This window comes from Marinobacter sp. F3R11, from assembly GCF_003318275.1.
Taxonomy (GTDB): domain Bacteria; phylum Pseudomonadota; class Gammaproteobacteria; order Pseudomonadales; family Oleiphilaceae; genus Marinobacter.
This window is the reverse complement of record NZ_QOCH01000015.1, coordinates 678,726-697,478: the sequence shown is the minus strand read 5'-3', so window position 1 is coordinate 697,478 and position 18,753 is coordinate 678,726. Positions and strand designations below refer to the sequence as shown.

The window sequence follows — 18,753 nt, the reverse complement described above, 5'->3', positions numbered from 1 at the left end:
TAAGGCGCGGTTACATCATGTAGTTGATTCGAAATACGTTACCTTCAGGGTCCAGGAGCACAGCCTGATACCAGTTGTAGTAGGTTTTGTAGGGTTCCTTGATGAGAGTGGCACCTGCGGCCAGCGCCTTGGGTACAAACTCGTCTACCTCTTCCTGGCTGTCTACATCTATGTTGAGAAGAAACTTGCAGCCTTTGGTGTCTGAATAGTCGTCCAGTTTAAGAAGCTCATAGGCATCTATTGCGTTAAAACCGATGCAGGAACGACCTGTATCCAGTCCGCGGAAAATAGGCGAGCGGATTTCAGGAATTTCCTTGAATCCGAACAGGTCCCGGTAAAAAACGCTCAGGCCCTCAATGTCCTCGGCAAAAATGTTTACATAAGAAAGCGTGCTCATTTCAGGCTACCTCCTGGGTGCCGCCAAAAGTGGTCTGTTTAACGAATTTGGATTTCAGGTGATCGCCGGAGCTGACAGGCGGATAGGTTGCCTCGCCATTTTCGCCCAGGCAGCTGGGCAGGCACTCGATCATGGCGTCATAGTTGGGCTGATGGAAAAAGACAATGGACTGGCGTGGGTGAGTGGCGTTTGCGTCCAGAGGTGGGTTGACGACACGGTGCAGGGTAGAAATCCACTGATCGTTGGTCCAGCGCATCATGAGATCCCCGATATTGACCGCGAAGCTGTCCTCAACATAAGGCACGCTTACCCACTCCCCGTTCTGGTTACATACCTGAAGACCGCCTGGCGAATCATCGGGTTTGACAATGGTCAGGCTGCCGTAGTCGGTGTGGGCGCCCGCACGCATTTGCCCTTCTTCAATGTTGGTGCCCATGTTTGGGTAGCTGAGGGTTCGCAACATGCTGATTTCTTTGTCGATCTTGTCATCGAAAAAGTGCTCGTCCAGCTTCAGGGAAAGAGCAAAGATACGCATCAGAGAGCGCGCAAGGCTGCTCATGGCGTCGAAATATTCAGAGTAGGCTTCTTTAAAGCCTTCGATGGTTTCGGGCCAGACATTCGGTGCGAAGTGGGGGCCGGCTGCGGGGCCGCGATGGTAGTCATCATCGGGCACATCGGTAGGCCCGATAGAGAATGATTCCTTCAGATCCCCTGGTGCGGCCTCTTCCATGGAGTAGGACAGGCTTTCTTCTGCGACTGCACTATAACCGCGCACCATATCCGGGCTGGGGCGATCCACTTTACGTTTTTCAGCCATGGGCAGATTGAAAAATTTCTGACTCAGAGAGTAAACGCGATCTACCAGTTCTTTGGGGATGCCATGATTGGTGATTACCAGGAAACCAATGTCTTTGCAGGCCCTGTCGACCTCTTTTGCTACCTGTTCTTTGCCTTCCGGGGTGCCCTCGAAGTACGGGGCAAGGTCAATGGTTGGTACGTGTTGCAACTGCATGGGTCACACCCTCCTTTCAGTACGGTTGTCGCGAGAAGGGCCTGGCTTTGTCCAGGTAAAGGGATCTCGCATGCTGAAGGAGCTAGCAGAATGCGTGCCATCTTGTTAAGTTATTTAAAAAACAGAAGGTTATATTTTTTCGCGGAGTTTTTGCGGATCAAATGGTCTGATTTAGAGTGCATGGTTCTAAATTAGGCACAAAATGAGGGCGGATGATTTCAGAGTGGGTATTCAGCCGATTGGCCGAGGGGTTACACCGTTCAGAATGATGGTCTCGAGGCTGCTCAGGGTTTCCTGAAAGAAGTCGGGGTCGTCCAGGGTTTTCCCGGCGACAGCTTCAACCTGAACGCGAAAGTCTGCATAGTGCTGAGTCGTTGCCCAGAGTGAGAAGATCAGGTGGTAAGGCTCTATGGCGGTAAGTTTTCCCTGGTCGATCCATGCCTGAATAACGGCAATTTTGTTCTCCACAAGATCGTGAAGAGGTTGTTGCAATTCTGTCAGTATCAGAGGGGCCCCCTGCATGACTTCCATGCAGAAAAGGCGGGATTCCTCCGGGTGGTCGCGAGAGAACTCCAGCTTGACCCTGAGGTAGTCACGTATGGCCTCTACCGGGTCCTGATCTTCCGTGAACGACCTGAGTGGCTTTAACCAAAGATCCAGAAGGCTCCGCAATACGCTGACGTAAAGCTCTTCTTTATTATTGAAATAATAGAAAAGGTTGGTTTTGGATACATCCGCCTGGAGAGCGATCTGTTCGATACTTGCACCATGCAGCCCGTACTTGGAAAAAGTTGCCAGTGCAGCTTCAAGTATGACTGCACGCTTTCTTTCACTGTTGCGTAGTCTTCTGTTCAGTGATGCTGCAGACGGAACCCGCTGCCGTTTGCGTGAAGGCTGTCTTGCCGGTTCCTTGCCTTTAATGCTGACACTCACATGACTCTCCGCTGTCCACTGTTTAAATCTGGGGCTCATTCTAGCACCGGAATCTGACATGAATAGATCCTTTTGGCCATTTCGTTGATCTTGCCCCAAAAACGAACGCACCGCACAAACCAAGTGCTCTAAAGCAGACCAAACGGTCTGAAAATTTCATTAGTATTTTTATAACCACTTGAATAAGAAAGGTAATATCTGTTGTGGCCGGCATTATGCTTAAGCTAGTGAAAGCAGGGTGCTCCCTCATGCACCACTAACACTGGAACCGCGAGGTGGAACAAATGAGCGAACAGATGAATATTGGAGTCTTCATTCCTATTGGAAACAATGGCTGGCTGATCTCAAAGAACGCGCCACAGTACATGCCGACTTTTGAGCTGAATAAAGAGATTACTCAGAAAGCTGAAAGCTATGGTTTTGACTTTGCACTGTCGATGATCAAGTTGCGCGGTTTCGGGGGCGAAACGGAGTTCTGGGAGCATAACCTGGAGTCTTTTACTCTGATGGCCGGCCTTGCAGCGGTTACCAGCAAAATCAAACTGTTCGCCACTGCAGCCACGCTCACCATGCCGCCTGCAATCGTTGCCCGTATGGCCTCCACCATTGATTCCATTTCGGATGGTCGTTTCGGGGTCAACCTGGTAACCGGATGGCAGAAGCCGGAATACTCCCAGATGGGCCTGTGGCCAGGGGATGAGTTCTTTGGCTCCCGTTACGAGTATCTGGGCGAGTATGCGCAGATATTGAGGGATCTCTGGGCCACGGGGCGCAGTGATTTCAAGGGTGAGCACTTCCAGATGGACGATTGCAGGGTAAGCCCTCTTCCCAAGGCGGACATGAAGGTTATCTGCGCTGGCCAGAGCGAAGCTGGTATGGCGTTTACCGCCAAGTATGCCGACTACAACTTCTGTTTTGGCAAGGGCGTGAATACCCCGACTGCCTTTGCACCGACGGTAGAGCGTCTGGTAAAGGCTGTCGAAACATCCGGTCGTGATGTCAGCTCCGTTGCCCTCTTCATGATCATTGCGGATAAAACCGATGAGGCTGCGCGTGCGCGCTGGGAGTTCTATAAGGAAGGTGTTGATGAGGAAGCTATAGCCTGGCTGGGTGAGCAGGGTGCGGCAGACAAGAAGTCGAAATCGGACACCAACATTCGTCAGATGGTAGACCCTACTTCCGCCGTAAATATCAACATGGGCACCCTGGTTGGTTCCTATGAAAACGTCGCCCGGATGCTGGATGAAGTGTCCACCCTGGAGGGTGTCAGTGGCGTCATGCTCACTTTTGATGACTTTGTTCAGGGCATCGAAAATTTTGGTAAATACATCCAGCCACTGATGACGAGCCGTGCACATGTGACAGGTCAGGTGGAGCAGGCCGTATGAATATCGCTACCGAAAAGTCAGGTTATGCTCTTTGTACCGGAGGCGAAGCAGTGCTTGAGCTTCCGGCCAGGCCGGAACCACTGCACATGCGTGCAAGTGAAACGGCGCTTGTTGTGGTTGATATGCAGAATGCCTATTCCACCATTGGCGGCTATCTGGATAAAGCCGGCTTTGATGTGTCTGCCACCGGCCCGGTTATCCAGCAAATCAAACGGGCTATATGCACAGCAAGAGCTGCAGGTATGCCCGTAATCTTCTTCCAGAATGGCTGGGATCCGCAGTACGTTGAGGCGGGAGGACCCGGATCTCCGAACTGGTACAAGTCCAACGCTCTGAAGGCAATGCGTAAGGAGCCGGAGCTTAATGGCAGCATGCTCGCCAAGGGCACATGGGACTACGATCTGGTGGACGAACTGCAGCCGCAGGCGGGCGATATTGTTATACCCAAGCCCCGTTACAGTGGTTTTTTCAACACCGCTTTTGACAGCATCCTGCGCAGCCGTGGCATCCGTAACCTGGTGTTTACGGGTATTGCTACCAACGTTTGCGTTGAATCCACCCTGCGCGATGGTTTCTTCCTGGAATATTTCGGTGTGGTACTGGCCGACGCTACTCACCAGGCCGGCCCCGAATTCATTCAACAGGCGGCACTGTACAACATTGAAGTCTTCTTTGGATGGGTATCCAGCACCGACGATTTCTGCAACGCGTTTGGCTCATCATCAAGCGAGACAGCTACAACCACTCAGTCTCAAACCAGTCCTGCATAAACAACGGAGATTTATTATGTCTAAAACATCCATTATCCCAAAAGGCACCGGCAAACCACTGGCGCCCTATGTACCTGGCTCCATGGCCGACGACGTCCTCTATGTATCCGGGACCCTGCCGTTCGACAAAGATAATAACGTGGTTCATGTGGGCGATGCCGAAGCCCAGACCCGACACGTACTGGAGACTATCAAGGGTGTTGTCGAAGCCGCTAACGGCACCATGGATGACGTTACTTTCAACATGATTATGGTGACAGACTGGGATAACTACGCCGCAGTCAACAAGGTCTATGCCGAGTATTTTCCGGGTGAGAAGCCTGCCCGCTATTGCATTAAATGCGAGCTCGTAAAGCCGGATGCCCTGGTGGAGATCGCCAGTATTGCACACGTAGGCAAATGATGAACGGCGCAGCGGGTGCACTCTACTGGGAAACTTTCGGCCCGGAAGAGGGCGAAACCGTCGTGTTGAGTGCTGGTCTGGGCGGCTCAGGTAAATACTGGGCCTCTCAGATTCCGGCACTTGCCGAGCGCTACCGGGTTCTGGTTTATGACCAGTTTGGCACCGGTCGCAGTCCTGGTGAGGTACCGGAAGGCTATACCGTTGCGGATATGGCGGCAGAGCTTGACGTACTGCTCGCGGAAACCACAGCCGGCCCGGTGCATTTTATAGGGCACGCACTCGGCGGGCTCATAGGTCTGGAGCTGGCGCGGCGTTCACCGGAACGGGTAGGGAGCTTGTTGCTGATCAATGCCTGGGCAGAGCCTAATGCCTACTCCAGCCGTTGTTTCTCTGTCCGCCGCAAACTTCTGATAAGTGAGGGGCCAGAGGCGTACCTGGAGGCCCAGCCCTTATTTCTTTATCCACCGGTCTGGATTGCGGAGAACAGCGACTGGCTTGATCAGGAAACTGCTCACCAGCTTGCAGGCTTTCCGCCGCCGGAGAATCTGTTAAACCGTATGCGGGCCCTGCAAGCCTGGAAAATGGCTCCTGAGGAGCTGGCGGAGGTGCAGGCAGGCACCCTTGTTCTGGCCACCCGGGATGACGCCCTTGTGCCCTGGAACTGTTCCCAGAAACTGGCCGCCGGGTTGCCCTGCTCCAGTGTTCAGCTTTTGCCGACGGGCGGGCATGCGGTCAATGTCACGGAACCTGAGCGCTTTGATGCGCTGATGCTCAACCATCTTCGTAAGCATCGTCTGCCCACGACAGTAATAACCACTCAGGAGGCTTCATGAGCCAGGAACTTGAAAGCAAAGCTCTCGACCAGCTATTTACCGGAGCCCGCACTCACAATGGCTGGCAGAGCCGTCCGATAACCGATGATACTCTGCGCCAGCTCTATGAGTTGGTGAAAATGGGGCCTACGTCGGCAAACTGCAGCCCGGCCCGGTTTGAGTTTGTGCGTAGTAGTGAGGGCAAGAAGAAGCTGGAACCGTGCCTGTCCAGTGGTAATCGCGAAAAAACGATGACGGCCCCGGTAACGGTCATTGTGGCTTATGACGAAGAATTCTATGAACGTCTGCCAGAGTTGTTTCCCCACGGTGATGCCCGCAGCTGGTTTACCGGTAGCCCGGAAATGGCCTATGAAACGGCCTTCCGGAACAGTTCCATGCAGGCGGCCTATCTGATTCTGGCCGCACGCTCCCTGGGCCTGGATACCGGCCCCATGTCTGGTTTCGATCCTGCGAAAGTGAACGAGGCCTTTTTCGCCGGAACCAGCTGGAAAGTTAACCTTCTGATCAACCTGGGCTACGGCGACCCGGAAAAACTCTATGACAGATTGATGCGGCTTGAATTTGATGATGCCTGTCGCCTGTCCTGAAAGGAGAAAACCATGAAACCACAGCAGCAAATTTGTGAGGTTATGGCCATGCCCCCCCGGGTGGACAAGCAGACATTCCGGGACGCTATGTCGACACTGGCTGCAGCCGTGAATATTGTAACCACGGACGGGCCAGGCGGTCGTGCAGGTTTTACCGCAACGGCGGTATGCAGTGTCTGCGATGAGCCCCCGACGCTACTGGTTTGCCTGAACCGGAACGCATCTGTATACGATACTTTCAGCGACTGCCAGAGCCTTTGTGTCAATACGCTTGCAGATGGCCAGTCTGACTTGTCCGGTATATTTGGTGGAAAGTCCGATATGGATCAGCGGTTTGCGGCTGCGGACTGGACCACGGCAGTGACAGGCGCGCCCGTGCTGGAAGGAGCTCTGGTCAGTTTCGACTGCATGATCAGTAAACGGGTAAGTGTGGGAACTCACGACATCCTGTTCTGTGAAGTTGCCAGTGTTCGCAAGCAGGGCGAAGTGGGCAGTCTGGTCTATTTTGATCGTGCTTATCACCAGTTGAAATCCCGGTGACAGGTAACGAACGCAGCCAGGTCGGGGCCAGGCTGCGTCAGTGGTCGCCTGAGTAAATGGTTATGCTGAAGGTGTCTTCATCACACTGACGTGGGCGGCCACCACCTTCCAGCCTTCCGCAAAACGGACCCAGGTCTGCATCTGGCGCCCAACCTGATCCGTCTCTCCATCTTGAAACTGAGTGCTCACGGTAGCGAAGCTGTCACCGAAGGTGGTTATTACCGTGTTGTGGAGAGTCCTCCCCGGTCCTACTGGCTGACATTTGCGTCGATAGGCCGCGATGGCGACAGCTCCGTAGAGGTTTTCGGCAACGCCAAAACGGACTGTGAATTGAGAATTCCAGAAATAGCCGTCAAGGATGTCCAGCTTGTTGTCGATCAGAGCCTTCTCATAAGTCTCAAAAGCATACTTGACGCTGGCTACTGTGTCGGGGGCGTTAACGATCGGGTCAGTCATTCGAAGTCTCCTTTGATGGTGGGGTAGAAAGTCTGGACATATACTGGCGCCAGCCTTCGGTCTCACTGATATCTGTCGCGCCCTCGATGCCGCAGGGTTCGCAGATAAAGCCGGTGCACCAGGTGCCGTCTTCAAGTTCCAGCTGGCCAATGCCCAAAGGGTGAGGGATGCCGGCTACAAATGTGCCAAACCTGTCTTCCGGCATCCGCCATACTTCTACCTCAATGGAGCCGCCTGTGCCCTCAGACCGGATCAGCCCGGGTCGATATGGTGGGCCTCCTGCCAGTGCATAGAAGCGGTAGTGAGGAGCTGTGCGGGTTTGTCGGACGAGAACGGCACCTCGTTCGGTCAGCTGGCTGTTCAGGGGGTACCCTTGCAGATGGGCGCCACAGACCGCAACATCCAGTGTGTTCGGGATTCCGGGCAGGCTCTCCTTTGGCAGCGGGTCCGTGGTAGCTCCAACAGTATCCGTCACCCTTTGATGCAGTCCGTTGGCCAGACTGCTTAGCACAGTATCGCTCCAGGCTGGACCAAACAGGGTGACACCCCACGGCATGTTGTTAGCCAGAAATCCTGAGGGAACTGACACCGCAGCGTAGTCCAGCAGGTTCATGAAGTTGGTAAATGCTCCGAGACGGGCGTTGAGTGCTATGGGATCGGCGATCATGTCCGCGATGGTGTAAGGCCCGGGGCAGGTGGGTGTGACAATAAGGTCTACTGACGCGAGAATGCGGTCGGCCTCCTGTTTCAGTGCTGCCAGCCGGTACTGGGCGCGAAATGCGTCGCTGGCGGAGTGTTTGTCACCGTTGGCCACCACATCACGTACCACCGGGTTGATCATTTCCGGGTTATCAATCAGGTCGTTAATGGCCAGTTGGCGCTCATTGACCCAAGGGCCTTCATAGAGAAGGTACGCGGCTTCTTCGAATGGGCGGAAGTCTATTTCTTTGGCGCGTCCGCCGAGAGCCTCCAGATGTGCGATTGTGGCTTCAAAAAGCCCCTGAGCTTCGGGGTATTCTACCAGCCCGAGCTGATCCGCAGCGGGTATACCGAAGGTAAAGGAATCGCTGATCAGCCGGCTGGGAGGTTGACGTTTTTTTTGCCAGGGGTCGTCCGGGTTATACGTGTCCGCCAGAGTCAGAACCTGATTGGCCTGAACCATGGTGCGGGCAAAGATTGATACGCAATCAAGGGTCTGGCAGGCGGGAACAACGCCTTCAACGCTCAGCCTGCCCAGAGTAGGTTTGAGGCCGGCTATATGATTAAGGGCTGCCGGCACCCGGCCAGAGCCTGCGGTATCGGTACCCAGGGCAAAGCTCACCATGCCCAGTGCCACCGCCACTGAGGAGCCCGCTGACGACCCGCCGGAGATCCAGTCTCCATCAAAGGCATTGCCGCAAGGGCCGAAGTCAGAGCGGGTGCCGTTCAGCCCGGTAGCGAACTGATCCAGATTGGTTTTGCCCACGGGGATGGCCCCTGCGGCCAATAGCTGTCTGACCACGAACGCGCTGTCCTCCGGAAGAATGTTTACATGCCGGTTCGCAACTGTAGTCGGAATTCCCTTCAGGTGGATATTGTCCTTGATCGCAAAAGGTACGCCGTACAGTGGTAAAGATTCCGGTGCCTTGCCATCAAGGAATTGCAGAAAGGGTTCCCGCTCGTCCGGTGTCAGGTAGTGAATCCAGATATTGCGGTCGCGGAAAGCTTCCTGATAATCGTCGAGTTTTGCCAGCAGTGCCCTGGGCGTTATATCTCCGGAGCTGTAAAGGTGCTGGAGGTGATCAATGTCGAGCCTCACAGGTGGTGTAATTCGTTGGTTCATAGTGCCTCCAGCCGTTGGAGCAAACTATTGGAATCGGTAACAGCGCCAAATACGCCGCCCTGCATCTGGATCATTTTGATAGCGTGATCATGGTTCGCCTGATCAGTAGCGCCGCAGCAGTCTTCTACCAGCACACACTCGAAGCCCCGGTCGTTGGCATCACGCATGGTGGTGTGAACGCAGACATCGGTGGTGATGCCGGTCAGTACCAGGTTCTGGATGCCCCGGGTTCTGAGAATCAACTCAAGATCAGTGGCATAGAAAGAACCTTTGCCAGGCTTGTCGATGATGGGTTCGCCTGCACGGGGCGCCAGTTCCGGAATAATTTCCCAACCGGGTTCACCCCGAACCAGAATGCGCCCGCATGGGCCCGGGTCTCCAATGCCTGCGCCAATCTGCCGGGAACGCCAGCGCTTGTTGGCCGGCAGGTCGCTGAGGTCTGGCCGGTGGCCTTCCCTGGTATGGATCACCGGCATGCGCAGAGCCCGAAAGCGGGCAAGGAGCCGGCTGATGGGTTCGATAGGAGCCCGGGTAAGGGAGAGGTCATAGCCCATGGTGTCGACATAGCCACCCTTGCCGCAGAAGTCTGTCTGCATATCGATAATAACCAGAGCGGTGTTGGTCTTGCCCAGGTTGTTGTCCCACGGCCAGACATAGGGGCGGGAATTCAGTGTGGTGGTCATGGCTGATTGCTCCATAATTAGTCAAAGGGTTGAAAGGGCTTCAAGGAGTTGGCTTGAGGTAGCCGTAGCACCGAAAAGCCCGCCCTGCATTTCTGTCATGGTGAAAGTGGCATCCCGGTGCCGGGTTTCGGTAGCGGCGGTACAGTCCCTGAGTATCAGTGTCTCCAGACCCCGGTCGTTGGCATCACGGATGGTGGTGTGTACGCACACATCGGTGGTCAGGCCAACGACGATGAGGTGAGTTATGCCTCGCAGTCGCAGAATGTGATCCAGGTCGGTGGCGTAGAAAGCGCCTTTTCCGGGTTTGTCGATCACGATTTCGCCAGGGGCTGGCGCCAGTTCCGGAATGATTTCCCATCCGGGTTCACCGCGCACCAGAATCCTGCCCAGAGGGCCGGCATTGCCGATACCGGGACAGACCTGTTCGCTGCGCCACTGCTTGTTGGCGGGCAGGTCGACCAGTTCCGGTCGATGGCCTTCACGGGTGTGGATAACCAGCGCCTCCGGCAGCCTGCGAAACGCTGCCAGAACGCGCTGTATGGGTTCGATAGTAGCTCTTGCGGGGGTCAGGTCGACCCCCTGGGAGTCGATATAGCCTCCCGGGGCGCAGAAATCCTTTTGCATGTCGATAACGATCAGCGCCAGTTGCCGAGGCGCCACCGGCGCGATGCAAGGCCACGCATAGGGCCTTGCATCTTCTACCGTGAAGGTTGCCGCTTCGTTCACTTGAGCCGCCCCTGGACGCCTTGCACCAGGAAGTCCATCTTCTCGGTTTCTTCAAGGGTCATGGTATCGCCTTCCTCAACGATCACTGTCCCATCCTGGCCAATTACCGGGCCGGCCCAGACCTGGAACTCCTCGTCCATAATCGCTTTCTGGCGATCCAGTACAGTCTGTTTATCATCTTCACTTACGGCGGCGCCGAAATCGCTGAGCATGGCGGCTTCGGTTAGCAGGTCACCCCTCAGATGCTCGGATTTCCAGCTGCCGTCTTTGGCGGAATTGACGATGTCTACCATCATCGGGCCCCAGTTCCAGATTGCTCCGACCAACCAGCCTTTAGGTGCGAACTGGCTCGCATCGGCGTGGTAGCCCACGGAGTAGACGCCCCGGCGCTCTGCGACCTGGACGTAGTTGATGGGAGAGTCCACGTGACCGGTCAGTACATCGGCACCGCCGCTGATCAGGGCTTCCGCCGCTTCAGCTTCTTTGGTGGGGTCCGACCAGCTCGAAGTCCAGATTACGGACGTGGTGACTTCAGGGTTCACGCTCTGGGCGCCTCGGGTGAAGGCATTGATGTTACGAAGTACTTGCGGGATCGGGTGCGCGGCGATAAAGCCAAGCTGGTTGGTCTCTGTGGTCAGGCCAGCGGCGACACCGGCCAGGTACATTGCCTGGTCGATCTCGGCAAAGTAGGTCATCAGGTTATCGGAGGTCTTGAGACCACCGGAGTGGGCAAAGTGGACGTCGGGATACTTCTCGGCCACCTTCAGTGCATGGTCAAGATAGCCGTAGCTGGTAGGAAAGACCACTTCCACTCCTGAGCGGACCATGCGTTCCATGACGCGCTGGACATCTGCGTTCTCCGGGATGTTCTCGAAGTACACGGTTTCCACGTCGTCCATGTGCTCTTCCATATAGAGCCGGCCCTGATCCTGAGCATAGTTGTAGCCGTAGTCAGACTTCGGACCAACGTAAATAAAGCCAACCTTGGTTTCGGCGGCGGCCTGGACACTGATTGCCAGAATAGAAGAAGCGAGTAGCGTGCGGATTACTTTTTTCATGGTGATTCTCCGTTTGATGTTGTCTGGTTGGTTATCGGGCACTTTGAAAAACCACCCTGAGACCGGCTGGCATGCCGCCACCGCTTGCCCGCAGGCCACGATAGCTGAGCATCAGCACGCTCAGAGGGATCATGTAAGGAAGGGTTGCCAGCAGGTAGGGTGAAATGTCCACACCCCATGACTGCAACTTCAGATTGAGGGCCTCGGAGGCTCCAAACAGTAGGGCCGCTGGTAAGGCGTACCATGGGTTCCAGCGGGCAACAATGACCAGACCGACGGCGACCAGCCCCCGCCCTGCGGTCATGCCTTCGACCCAGTTGGCGGTGTAGTCCACCGCCAGGGCAGCACCGGCAAAACCTGACATCAGACCACCAAAGGCAATGGCGGCCAGCTGGTAGTACGTTGGGTTATGCCCGAGGTTGCGGGTGATGTCCTGGGATTCGCCAGTGGAACGCCAGCGCAGGCCGGTACGGGTCCTGAAGAGGAAAATGGATATAGCCGGGATAGCGAGCAGGGTGATCAGAACGGTGGGTGTGATCGGGCCCAGAAACTCACCGAGCAGTGGGATGTCGCTGACGAACGTATGGTTCAGGTTGCCCAGAGCATCGATCTTGTCGCCCACAAAAGGCGTGCCATAGTAAGCACTGAGGCCACCGCCAAGAATCAGCACTGCAACGCCGCTGGCGATCTGGTTAGCTCCGCACCCGAGTACAAGTATGGCGTGAACCATCGATAGTGCGATGCCTGCACAGCAGGCCGCGATGACGCCGAGCCAGGGGTCGCCAGTCACGGATGCTACCGCGAAGCCGGTCATTGCGCCCAGCAGCATCTGACCTTCCACGCCGAGGTTGATCACACCGCTGCGCTGGGTCATGGCCTCGCCCAGTACCACGGCGAGTACCGGTGTGGCACTGCGCAGGGCAGCAAACAGAAGGGTAAGGAGTTCAGTCGTAAAATATTCCATACAGGGTCCTTTGGATTGCTATCGGGCCACGGGCCGTTCAGATGTTGCTGCGCCGGGCCCACAGACTTGCCACGGCGAGTACGATGATGAACAGCAGGGCCTGGAGAATGTCAGCACTGGCCTTGGGGAGCTGAGCATACAGTTGCAGAGAGTCGGCGGAGGCCAGCAGACCACCCATCAACACCGATAGCGGAATAATTCGCAGGAAATGCTGGCCCGCGAGCCACGCCACCAGAAAGCCAGTCATGCCATAGCCGCTGGCCAGGCCATCCTGCAGGCGATTCTGGATCACAGAAGCTTCGGCGATACCGGCGAGGCCGGCCAGCAGACCACCCACCGCCATAACAATGAGAACATTGCGTTCGTAGGAAATACCGGCGGTCGCCCCGACCCGTGGGTTGCTGCGGCTGACCTGAAGGCCAAGACCCCAACGGCTCCGGGTTACCAGTATGTGCAAGACGATGGCGGCTACGATGCCGAACACCAGCCCCATGTGGACCCGGGTGTCAAAGAACTGGGGCAGAATCGCCCCGGCCGGGAACTCAATAGTGGCAGGCCATCCGAGAGAGTTGGGGTTTTTCCAAGGGCCATGAACCACAAAGCTCACCAGAAGGATGCCCACGTAGTTCAATAACAGGGTGGAAATGGTTTCGTTCACCCCGAGGCGGGTCTTGAGCAGCCCGGGGATAACGCCCCATAACGCACCGCCTGCCATGGAGCCGGCCAGCATCAGCGGCATCAATATCCAGCCGGGTTGATCTACTGCGGCCAGCACAGCTCCGGTGCCAAACAGGGCGCCCAGATAGAGCTGCCCTTCGCCACCAACACTGATAAGTCCAAGCCGGGCAGGCAGGGCAACGGCCAGGGCAGTCAGCAGAATGGGAGCGGTTTTAACCAGGGTCTCGCTGAAGGAATAGCTGTCGCCGAAGGCGCCCATGACCATTTCCTGGAACAGGGATACTGCTTCACGGCCGTTGATGGCAAAGAACGCCAGGGTTGCCACCACGAAAATGGCTGTCATGACCAGAACGGCACCGGCCGGGCCTCTTAGCAGTTGCAGGCCAAGTTTTACAACGGGTTGGGTGGCGCTTGTCATGATACGGCCCTCGCGTGTGAGTCAGCAGGTTTCTGCTCGGGTGGCTGTTGGGTACTGGCAGGCCGATGTTCGCCTGTCATGGCCCGGCCGATGTCGAGCCGGTCGCATTCCCGTGGGTCGAAAATTCCGGAAACCCGTCCTCCCTGCAGCACAGCAATGCGATGGGCGTAAGACATGAGATCGTCCAGGTCCTCTGAAATCCACAAGATCGCAGCGCCTTCTTGTGCCTTTGCAAATAAGGCCTGGTAGATGTCATGGGCGGCGCCGGCATCCAGCCCCATGGTGGGGTAGGCGGCGACGACCAGATCTTTGTCTCCCTCCAGTTCCCGGCCTACCACCAGTTTCTGGAGATTGCCCCCGGACAGTTGGCCTGCTGCCAGGGCCGGGTTATCGGGCCGCACCTGATAGCGTTGGATAATTTTTCGGGTCAGTTGTTCTTCCGGCGTCCAGGCGGGGAAAAATCTCAGACTCCGAAAATGGGAAAGGGCTACATTGGTTGTCAGTGACAGGTCCGCCGCGACCGCATTAACGGCCGGCTGTTCCGGAATATAGGAAACCCGGTCTGAAGTGCTCGGTGTGCGGCTGGCGGACTGTAGGACACGGCCATCGATGATGACTTCCCCCCTGGCCAGCGGGGTCAGGCCCACCAGTGCGTCTGCCAGCAGGTGCTGGCCGTTGCCGGAAACACCCGCAACGCCGAGAATTTCGCCGGGCGCAATATCCAGCCGAATATCCTCCACTGACTGGGCTCCATGACGGGCATCGAGGTCCCGGATCGAAATCCGGGGCGGCCGGTTGGCGAAGGCTTCACGGGGAGTGACTTCAATGGCGGAACGCTGGTTGCTGTCGCCCATCATCAGGCTGACGAGAGAGGATTCGGTGCACTGTTCATGGGTTAGCGTCTGAACCATCCGGCCGGCCCGCATCACGACGACCCGGTGCGCACAGGCCATCACATCCTGCATCTTGTGGGTGATAAGCACCACGCTGCGGCCAGCCTCCGCCAGTTTACGGATCAGTCCCCACAGGCGTTCTGCTTCCTGGGGCGGCAGTACCGATGTGGGCTCATCCAGAATCAGGACCTTTGCGTCCAGGTTCAGCACCTTGACCAACTCGAGTAGTTGCCGTTGTCCCACGGAAAGGTCTCGCACAAGAGTGTCCGGTGCCAGCCCGGGTGCAAGCTCATGCAGATAGGTGAGTACGGCCTTGCGAGGAGATGTATGAAAAAGTCTGCGGAAGGTCCAGAAGGGCGGTTTCGGATAGGCCAGCAGCAGGTTGTCCAGCACGGACAGGGCGGGAACCAGATTGAACTGCTGGAACACCATGCCAATGCCCAGGGACATCGCTTTCTGGGGGGATTCAATGGTGGTCTCCCGACCGTCAATCAGAATGGCGCCGTCATCAGGAGGATACAGGCCGAACAGCATCTTCATGAGCGTGCTTTTGCCGGCACCGTTCTCACCGAGCAGTGCGACTACCTCTCCGGCTCGGACGTCGAGAGAGACTCCGTCATTTGCCGTAACGTCGCCGAAATGTTTGGTGATGTTATAAAGCTGGATATCCATGACAACGACTCTTGCTCATTTGCTTCTGTTGTATACAAGATTGCATGGATCATGCCATATGCTGGCGGGGCGTATGGTTGAGGTGTTTTGGTTCAGTTGTGCTCAATAACCATGTGTAATGGCCATGAAAACTGATCTGAAAGTGTTTTTATTTGGTGCAATAAATCAAATATTGCTCAGAAATGGTGCGCGGTATTGGGTGTGGAACTGATTGAAATGTGCCCAATGATAGTTAATGATGTATGCAACCAAAGACAGGAGTTGAAGCATGACTGAATCAGCGCGGAAGTGGACCGCCGATCGCATTTACGGCGAGTTGCGTCATGGGATTATGACTCTTGATCTGTATCCAGGGAGCCGGGTCACTGAGACCGAGCTGGCACAAAGGTTTGGTGTCAGCCGGACGCCGGTAAGGGAGGCACTGCAACGGCTGGCGGTTGAGGGCTATCTGACCATTCGTCCAAAACATGGCTGCTATATTCGCCAACTCGATGTTTTCGAACTGGCGGAATACTATGACGTGCGGGTCGCGCTTGAGTTGGAAGCGGTGGGACTTATGAGCCGTCGGGTGCCTTATCGGGAGCTGGCGCAGCTTGCGGACGACTGGGACCCGAAGAAACTGAATTATGGTTCGGAAGGAACCGAGAGCTTTAAAAATGCCGAAGAGGACTTTCATATCCGGCTTGCCGGTCTTAGTGGCAACGCGGTACTGGTGCAGTTCTTGAAGGATGTGAATGACCATATCAGGATCGTCCGGCGTCTCGGGTTGCCTGACAGGGAAAGCGTGATAAAAACCTATGAAGAGCATTACGAGATCTGTCAGCGCATCCTGGCCAATGACCTGTCTGCTGCTATCGATGTGCTGCGGGCCCATATTCATGAAAGTCAGGCCAAGAGTCGCGAAGTAACCCTGGCCCAGCTGGAAGAGCGCCGTCGGTTGATGGTGATGGAGGGGTAGTCTGGGCGGGCACTCACTCTGCTGGCATGGTTCATGCTCGATAGTTTCCTTTCTGTATTAAACCGACAAGACTGGAGGCAGTATGAGTGGATTAGGTGGGTTGAATAAATCTCCCAATGGCGTTGTGATAGGTCTGGTCCAGTTGCAGCTACCGGATGTGTCCACGCCAGAGCAGCTGGCGACTCAGACCCGCCGCGTGTGTGAGTTGGTAGGCAAGGCTCGCCGCCAGTCTCCGGTTATGGATCTTGTGGTGTTTCCCGAGTATTGCCTGCATGGTCTCTCCATGAACATTGATCCGGCCATAATGTGTGACCGCGATGGCCCGGAGATGGCTGCTTTTCAGGCTGCCTGTCGGGAACATGACATCTGGGGATGTTTTTCCATCATGGAGAATAATCCTGGCGGCAATCCTTATAACACTGGCGTGATTATCGATAACACGGGTGAAGTGCGGCTGTTCTACCGCAAGCTGCACCCCTGGGTGCCGGTGGAGCCCTGGGAGCCAGGTAACCTTGGTATTCCCGTCTGCGATGGTCCTAATGGCAGTCGCCTGTCGCTGGCCATTTGTCATGATGGCATGTTCCCGGAAGTTGCTCGCGAGTGTGCCTATAAAGGCGCCAATATCATGCTGCGCACCGCAGGCTACACCGCGCCGATCCGGCACTCCTGGAAAATTACCAATCAAGCCAATGCATTTTGCAATTTGATGGTGACCGCCAATGTTTGCCTGGCGGGCAGTGACGGTACCTTTAACTCCATGGGTGAGGGTATGGTGGTCAACTTTGATGGTGAGCCGATGGTCGAAGGCAATGGCTTTGCCGACGAGATTATCACTGCAGAAGTGCGTCCCGACCTGGTGGATGAGGCCCGTATCCACTGGGGTGTTGAGAACAACATCTATCAGCTTGGTCACCGCGGCTATGTGGCTGTGAAAGGTGGCGCGAGAGACTGCCCGTACACATTCATGCAGGACATGGTGCGTGGCCAGTACCGGTTGCCCTGGGATGACGATGTGAGAGTGGTGGATGGCAGGGACTTTGGTTTTGAGCCGCCGGAACGTGAATACAAGCCTGGCTGATAGCGGGTGAGCAAGGTTGTTGTCGGGAGGGCATGCGCCCTCCTGATTTTGTGTTGTTCAGATCCCCACTAACTGCGCCGCCATCCGGTTCTGCTCCTCAATAATATGAGGCAGGGACCGGGTGCATAGCTGACCCTCCTCGATCACCACCCTGCCTTGATGGCGCTCCCAGGCATGTTGTTATGTTGACCAGAAGGACAAGAAAGGTATCAGTGCTCTAGGTGCGGATCCAAGGGGGCAAATTAGAGCATGTAGAGGCCGGTTTGCGAATTTAAGCACAAAAATGGCGCGTTAGTTCCCACATCTTTCCCTGTGAAAGGTGCCAACGTTCTGGGTTTTCTGTCTTGGCATCGATCTTGCTTTTTCAAATCTTGCGTAACTGGTCAGGTTATGAGTCGTGTCGTCCTGGACTCGGGTTCGAGGGCTAAACCGGCAGGTCGCATCTTTCCACCGCTACTTGGTGGCGGTGCATGTACCCGCAACAGGAGACACCCATGACAACAGACTTAATACCGGTAATTGACTTTTCTCCCTTTATTGGCGGTGACGCAGTCGCCCGGGCTGAAGTAGCCCGGCAGATGCGACTGGCCAGCGCTGATTGGGGTTTTTTCTACTTATCGGGATGCGGCATGCCCGCTGACCGCTTGGCCGATGCCTTTTCCGCTTCAAAAGCCTTTTTTGCCTTGCCCGACGACGACAAGCAAGTCCTTGCGTGGCGAAATGCTGAGAGTAACCGAGGGTACGTGGGCGTGCGCCGGGAGCGGCTCGACCCGAGTAAACCGGGTGATCTGAAGGAGGCTTTCAACCTGGCGCCGTGCAGTTCTGAGGGTGCTGATAACCCGTGGCCTGCAGCGCTGCCGGGTTTCCGTTCTCAGATGGAGGCCTTTCTTGAGGCCTGCATCATCACCACAAACCATGTACTTGAGGCGTTCGCTGTAGCGTTGAATCAGCCAGACGACTTTTTCGTCAGAGCACACGACCGTCACCATCATGTCTTGCGTTTGCTGCATTATCCGCCGCTACCGTCAGGATATGTACCTCAGGACGGTGAAAGCCGTGCTGGAGCCCATACAGACTACGGCAGCATCACCCTGTTGTTTCAGGATGATGTCGGTGGTCTGCAGGTGTGTACCCGCAAAGGTCAGTGGGTTGCGGCTCCACCCATTCCCGGCACAGTGGTCGTTAACACCGGCGACCTGATGCATCGCTGGACAAATCAGGAATTCTGTTCGACGCCTCACCGGGTCAGCCTGCCGAGCGGGGCAGAACATATCGATCGTTACTCCATCGCCTTCTTCGGCTACCCGAACCATGATGCGGAAATTGCCTGCATTGAAAGTTGCGCGAGTGAGAGCAATCCGCCCCGTTATGCCCCGATTTCGGCAGGGGATCACTTGCTTGAGTGTCTTAATTCAACTTACTGAATTTTCTTGATAAAACATTATTTACAGGGTCTATATTATGCTTTCAAAGTTCTTGAACTT

Annotated in this window: 20 protein-coding genes; 9 read left to right on the top strand and 11 right to left on the bottom strand. The window is 55.7% G+C overall.

Translation table 11 applies throughout. The features are described 5' to 3' along the window. Positions 1 to 10: 10 nt before the first annotated feature. From DS878_RS11670 to rutR, 3 genes are all read right to left on the bottom strand, one after another. On the bottom strand, positions 11 to 397 hold the full coding sequence (locus tag DS878_RS11670) for a VOC family protein (protein ID WP_113816117.1): 387 nt from the start codon (positions 395 to 397) through the stop codon (positions 11 to 13). A gap of 1 nt (position 398) precedes the next feature. Further along, positions 399 to 1,409 (bottom strand): isopenicillin N synthase family dioxygenase, encoded by a 1,011-nt coding sequence (locus DS878_RS11665; protein ID WP_113816116.1) that lies wholly within the window; start codon positions 1,407 to 1,409, stop codon positions 399 to 401. A gap of 231 nt (positions 1,410 to 1,640) precedes the next feature. Further along, the gene (gene rutR, locus DS878_RS11660) at positions 1,641 to 2,330 is read right to left on the bottom strand and encodes an HTH-type transcriptional regulator RutR (protein WP_410003480.1); all 690 of its coding nucleotides are present in this window, start codon (positions 2,328 to 2,330) and stop codon (positions 1,641 to 1,643) included. 308 nt (positions 2,331 to 2,638) lie between these two features. On the opposite strand from rutR, the gene rutA reads away from it, so the two are divergent. From rutA to rutF, 6 genes are read left to right on the top strand one after another with little or no spacing between them, the layout of a single operon-like run. Beyond that, positions 2,639 to 3,730: a pyrimidine utilization protein A gene (gene rutA, locus DS878_RS11655; protein WP_113816680.1), complete on the top strand. Its 1,092-nt coding sequence runs from the start codon at positions 2,639 to 2,641 to the stop codon at positions 3,728 to 3,730. Continuing rightward, positions 3,727 to 4,500, top strand: coding sequence for a pyrimidine utilization protein B (rutB, locus tag DS878_RS11650; protein WP_113816115.1), 774 nt, complete (start codon positions 3,727 to 3,729; stop codon positions 4,498 to 4,500). Before rutA ends, rutB begins: the two co-directional genes overlap by 4 nt. Before the next feature lie 16 nt (positions 4,501 to 4,516). Next, entirely contained in the window at positions 4,517 to 4,903 is a 387-nt protein-coding gene (rutC, locus tag DS878_RS11645; RefSeq protein WP_113816114.1) for a pyrimidine utilization protein C, read from the top strand. Continuing rightward, complete coding sequence (rutD, locus tag DS878_RS11640) at positions 4,903 to 5,736, top strand: pyrimidine utilization protein D (protein ID WP_113816679.1); 834 nt, start codon at positions 4,903 to 4,905, stop codon at positions 5,734 to 5,736. The genes rutC and rutD overlap by 1 nt, the downstream gene beginning before the upstream one ends. Next, positions 5,733 to 6,323: a malonic semialdehyde reductase gene (locus DS878_RS11635; RefSeq protein WP_113816113.1), complete on the top strand. Its 591-nt coding sequence runs from the start codon at positions 5,733 to 5,735 to the stop codon at positions 6,321 to 6,323. The genes rutD and DS878_RS11635 overlap by 4 nt, the downstream gene beginning before the upstream one ends. A 12-nt stretch (positions 6,324 to 6,335) precedes the next feature. Next, on the top strand, positions 6,336 to 6,863 hold the full coding sequence (rutF, locus tag DS878_RS11630; protein WP_222837462.1) for an NADH-dependent FMN reductase RutF: 528 nt from the start codon (positions 6,336 to 6,338) through the stop codon (positions 6,861 to 6,863). Positions 6,864 to 6,923: 60 nt separating this feature from the next. Here rutF and hpxZ read toward each other — a convergent pair whose 3' ends face one another. The 8 genes from hpxZ to DS878_RS11590 are packed head-to-tail and all read right to left on the bottom strand — an operon-like array spanning position 6,924 to position 15,233. Further along, positions 6,924 to 7,319, bottom strand: a complete 396-nt coding sequence (gene hpxZ, locus DS878_RS11625) for an oxalurate catabolism protein HpxZ (RefSeq protein WP_113816112.1) — start codon at positions 7,317 to 7,319, stop codon at positions 6,924 to 6,926. After that, the gene (atzF, locus tag DS878_RS11620; protein ID WP_113816111.1) at positions 7,312 to 9,141 is read right to left on the bottom strand and encodes an allophanate hydrolase; all 1,830 of its coding nucleotides are present in this window, start codon (positions 9,139 to 9,141) and stop codon (positions 7,312 to 7,314) included. Before atzF ends, hpxZ begins: the two co-directional genes overlap by 8 nt. Then, positions 9,138 to 9,824 (bottom strand): cysteine hydrolase family protein, encoded by a 687-nt coding sequence (locus DS878_RS11615; RefSeq protein ID WP_113816110.1) that lies wholly within the window; start codon positions 9,822 to 9,824, stop codon positions 9,138 to 9,140. Before DS878_RS11615 ends, atzF begins: the two co-directional genes overlap by 4 nt. Before the next feature lie 21 nt (positions 9,825 to 9,845). Then, positions 9,846 to 10,550, bottom strand: a complete 705-nt coding sequence (locus DS878_RS11610) for an isochorismatase family cysteine hydrolase (RefSeq protein WP_222837461.1) — start codon at positions 10,548 to 10,550, stop codon at positions 9,846 to 9,848. Beyond that, positions 10,547 to 11,608, bottom strand: a complete 1,062-nt coding sequence (locus tag DS878_RS11605) for a BMP family ABC transporter substrate-binding protein (RefSeq protein ID WP_113816109.1) — start codon at positions 11,606 to 11,608, stop codon at positions 10,547 to 10,549. The genes DS878_RS11610 and DS878_RS11605 overlap by 4 nt, the downstream gene beginning before the upstream one ends. 31 nt (positions 11,609 to 11,639) lie before the next feature. Continuing rightward, a complete protein-coding gene (locus DS878_RS11600) occupies positions 11,640 to 12,572 on the bottom strand; it encodes an ABC transporter permease (RefSeq protein WP_113816108.1) in 933 nt (310 codons plus the stop codon). Positions 12,573 to 12,609: 37 nt separating this feature from the next. Then, on the bottom strand, positions 12,610 to 13,668 hold the full coding sequence (locus tag DS878_RS11595; protein WP_113816107.1) for an ABC transporter permease: 1,059 nt from the start codon (positions 13,666 to 13,668) through the stop codon (positions 12,610 to 12,612). Beyond that, a complete protein-coding gene (locus DS878_RS11590) occupies positions 13,665 to 15,233 on the bottom strand; it encodes an ABC transporter ATP-binding protein (RefSeq protein ID WP_113816106.1) in 1,569 nt (522 codons plus the stop codon). Before DS878_RS11590 ends, DS878_RS11595 begins: the two co-directional genes overlap by 4 nt. A 268-nt stretch (positions 15,234 to 15,501) precedes the next feature. Between DS878_RS11590 and DS878_RS11585 the strand changes: the two genes are divergently transcribed. The 3 genes from DS878_RS11585 (at position 15,502) to DS878_RS11575 (ending at position 18,693) form a co-directional block, all read left to right on the top strand. Beyond that, positions 15,502 to 16,191, top strand: a complete 690-nt coding sequence (locus DS878_RS11585; RefSeq protein WP_113816105.1) for a GntR family transcriptional regulator — start codon at positions 15,502 to 15,504, stop codon at positions 16,189 to 16,191. An 82-nt stretch (positions 16,192 to 16,273) separates the two neighbouring features. Next, positions 16,274 to 17,269, top strand: coding sequence for a formamidase (locus DS878_RS11580; protein ID WP_113816104.1), 996 nt, complete (start codon positions 16,274 to 16,276; stop codon positions 17,267 to 17,269). 494 nt (positions 17,270 to 17,763) lie between these two features. Beyond that, complete coding sequence (locus tag DS878_RS11575; RefSeq protein ID WP_113816103.1) at positions 17,764 to 18,693, top strand: isopenicillin N synthase family dioxygenase; 930 nt, start codon at positions 17,764 to 17,766, stop codon at positions 18,691 to 18,693. Positions 18,694 to 18,753: the final 60 nt, after the last annotated feature.

Coding starts and splice junctions, on each gene's coding strand:
- rutC (WP_113816114.1), top strand. CDS start 4,517: ATGTCTAAAACATCCATTATCCCAAAAGGCACCGGCAAACCACTGGCG.
- DS878_RS11575 (WP_113816103.1), top strand. CDS start 17,764: ATGACAACAGACTTAATACCGGTAATTGACTTTTCTCCCTTTATTGGC.
- DS878_RS11595 (WP_113816107.1), bottom strand. CDS start 13,668: ATGACAAGCGCCACCCAACCCGTTGTAAAACTTGGCCTGCAACTGCTA.
- DS878_RS11635 (WP_113816113.1), top strand. CDS start 5,733: ATGAGCCAGGAACTTGAAAGCAAAGCTCTCGACCAGCTATTTACCGGA.
- hpxZ (WP_113816112.1), bottom strand. CDS start 7,319: ATGACTGACCCGATCGTTAACGCCCCCGACACAGTAGCCAGCGTCAAG.
- rutF (WP_222837462.1), top strand. CDS start 6,336: ATGAAACCACAGCAGCAAATTTGTGAGGTTATGGCCATGCCCCCCCGG.
- atzF (WP_113816111.1), bottom strand. CDS start 9,141: ATGAACCAACGAATTACACCACCTGTGAGGCTCGACATTGATCACCTC.
- DS878_RS11665 (WP_113816116.1), bottom strand. CDS start 1,409: ATGCAGTTGCAACACGTACCAACCATTGACCTTGCCCCGTACTTCGAG.
- DS878_RS11615 (WP_113816110.1), bottom strand. CDS start 9,824: ATGACCACCACACTGAATTCCCGCCCCTATGTCTGGCCGTGGGACAAC.
- rutA (WP_113816680.1), top strand. CDS start 2,639: ATGAATATTGGAGTCTTCATTCCTATTGGAAACAATGGCTGGCTGATC.
- rutB (WP_113816115.1), top strand. CDS start 3,727: ATGAATATCGCTACCGAAAAGTCAGGTTATGCTCTTTGTACCGGAGGC.
- DS878_RS11590 (WP_113816106.1), bottom strand. CDS start 15,233: ATGGATATCCAGCTTTATAACATCACCAAACATTTCGGCGACGTTACG.
- DS878_RS11580 (WP_113816104.1), top strand. CDS start 16,274: ATGAGTGGATTAGGTGGGTTGAATAAATCTCCCAATGGCGTTGTGATA.
- rutD (WP_113816679.1), top strand. CDS start 4,903: ATGAACGGCGCAGCGGGTGCACTCTACTGGGAAACTTTCGGCCCGGAA.
- DS878_RS11670 (WP_113816117.1), bottom strand. CDS start 397: ATGAGCACGCTTTCTTATGTAAACATTTTTGCCGAGGACATTGAGGGC.
- DS878_RS11600 (WP_113816108.1), bottom strand. CDS start 12,572: ATGGAATATTTTACGACTGAACTCCTTACCCTTCTGTTTGCTGCCCTG.
- DS878_RS11585 (WP_113816105.1), top strand. CDS start 15,502: ATGACTGAATCAGCGCGGAAGTGGACCGCCGATCGCATTTACGGCGAG.
- DS878_RS11605 (WP_113816109.1), bottom strand. CDS start 11,608: ATGAAAAAAGTAATCCGCACGCTACTCGCTTCTTCTATTCTGGCAATC.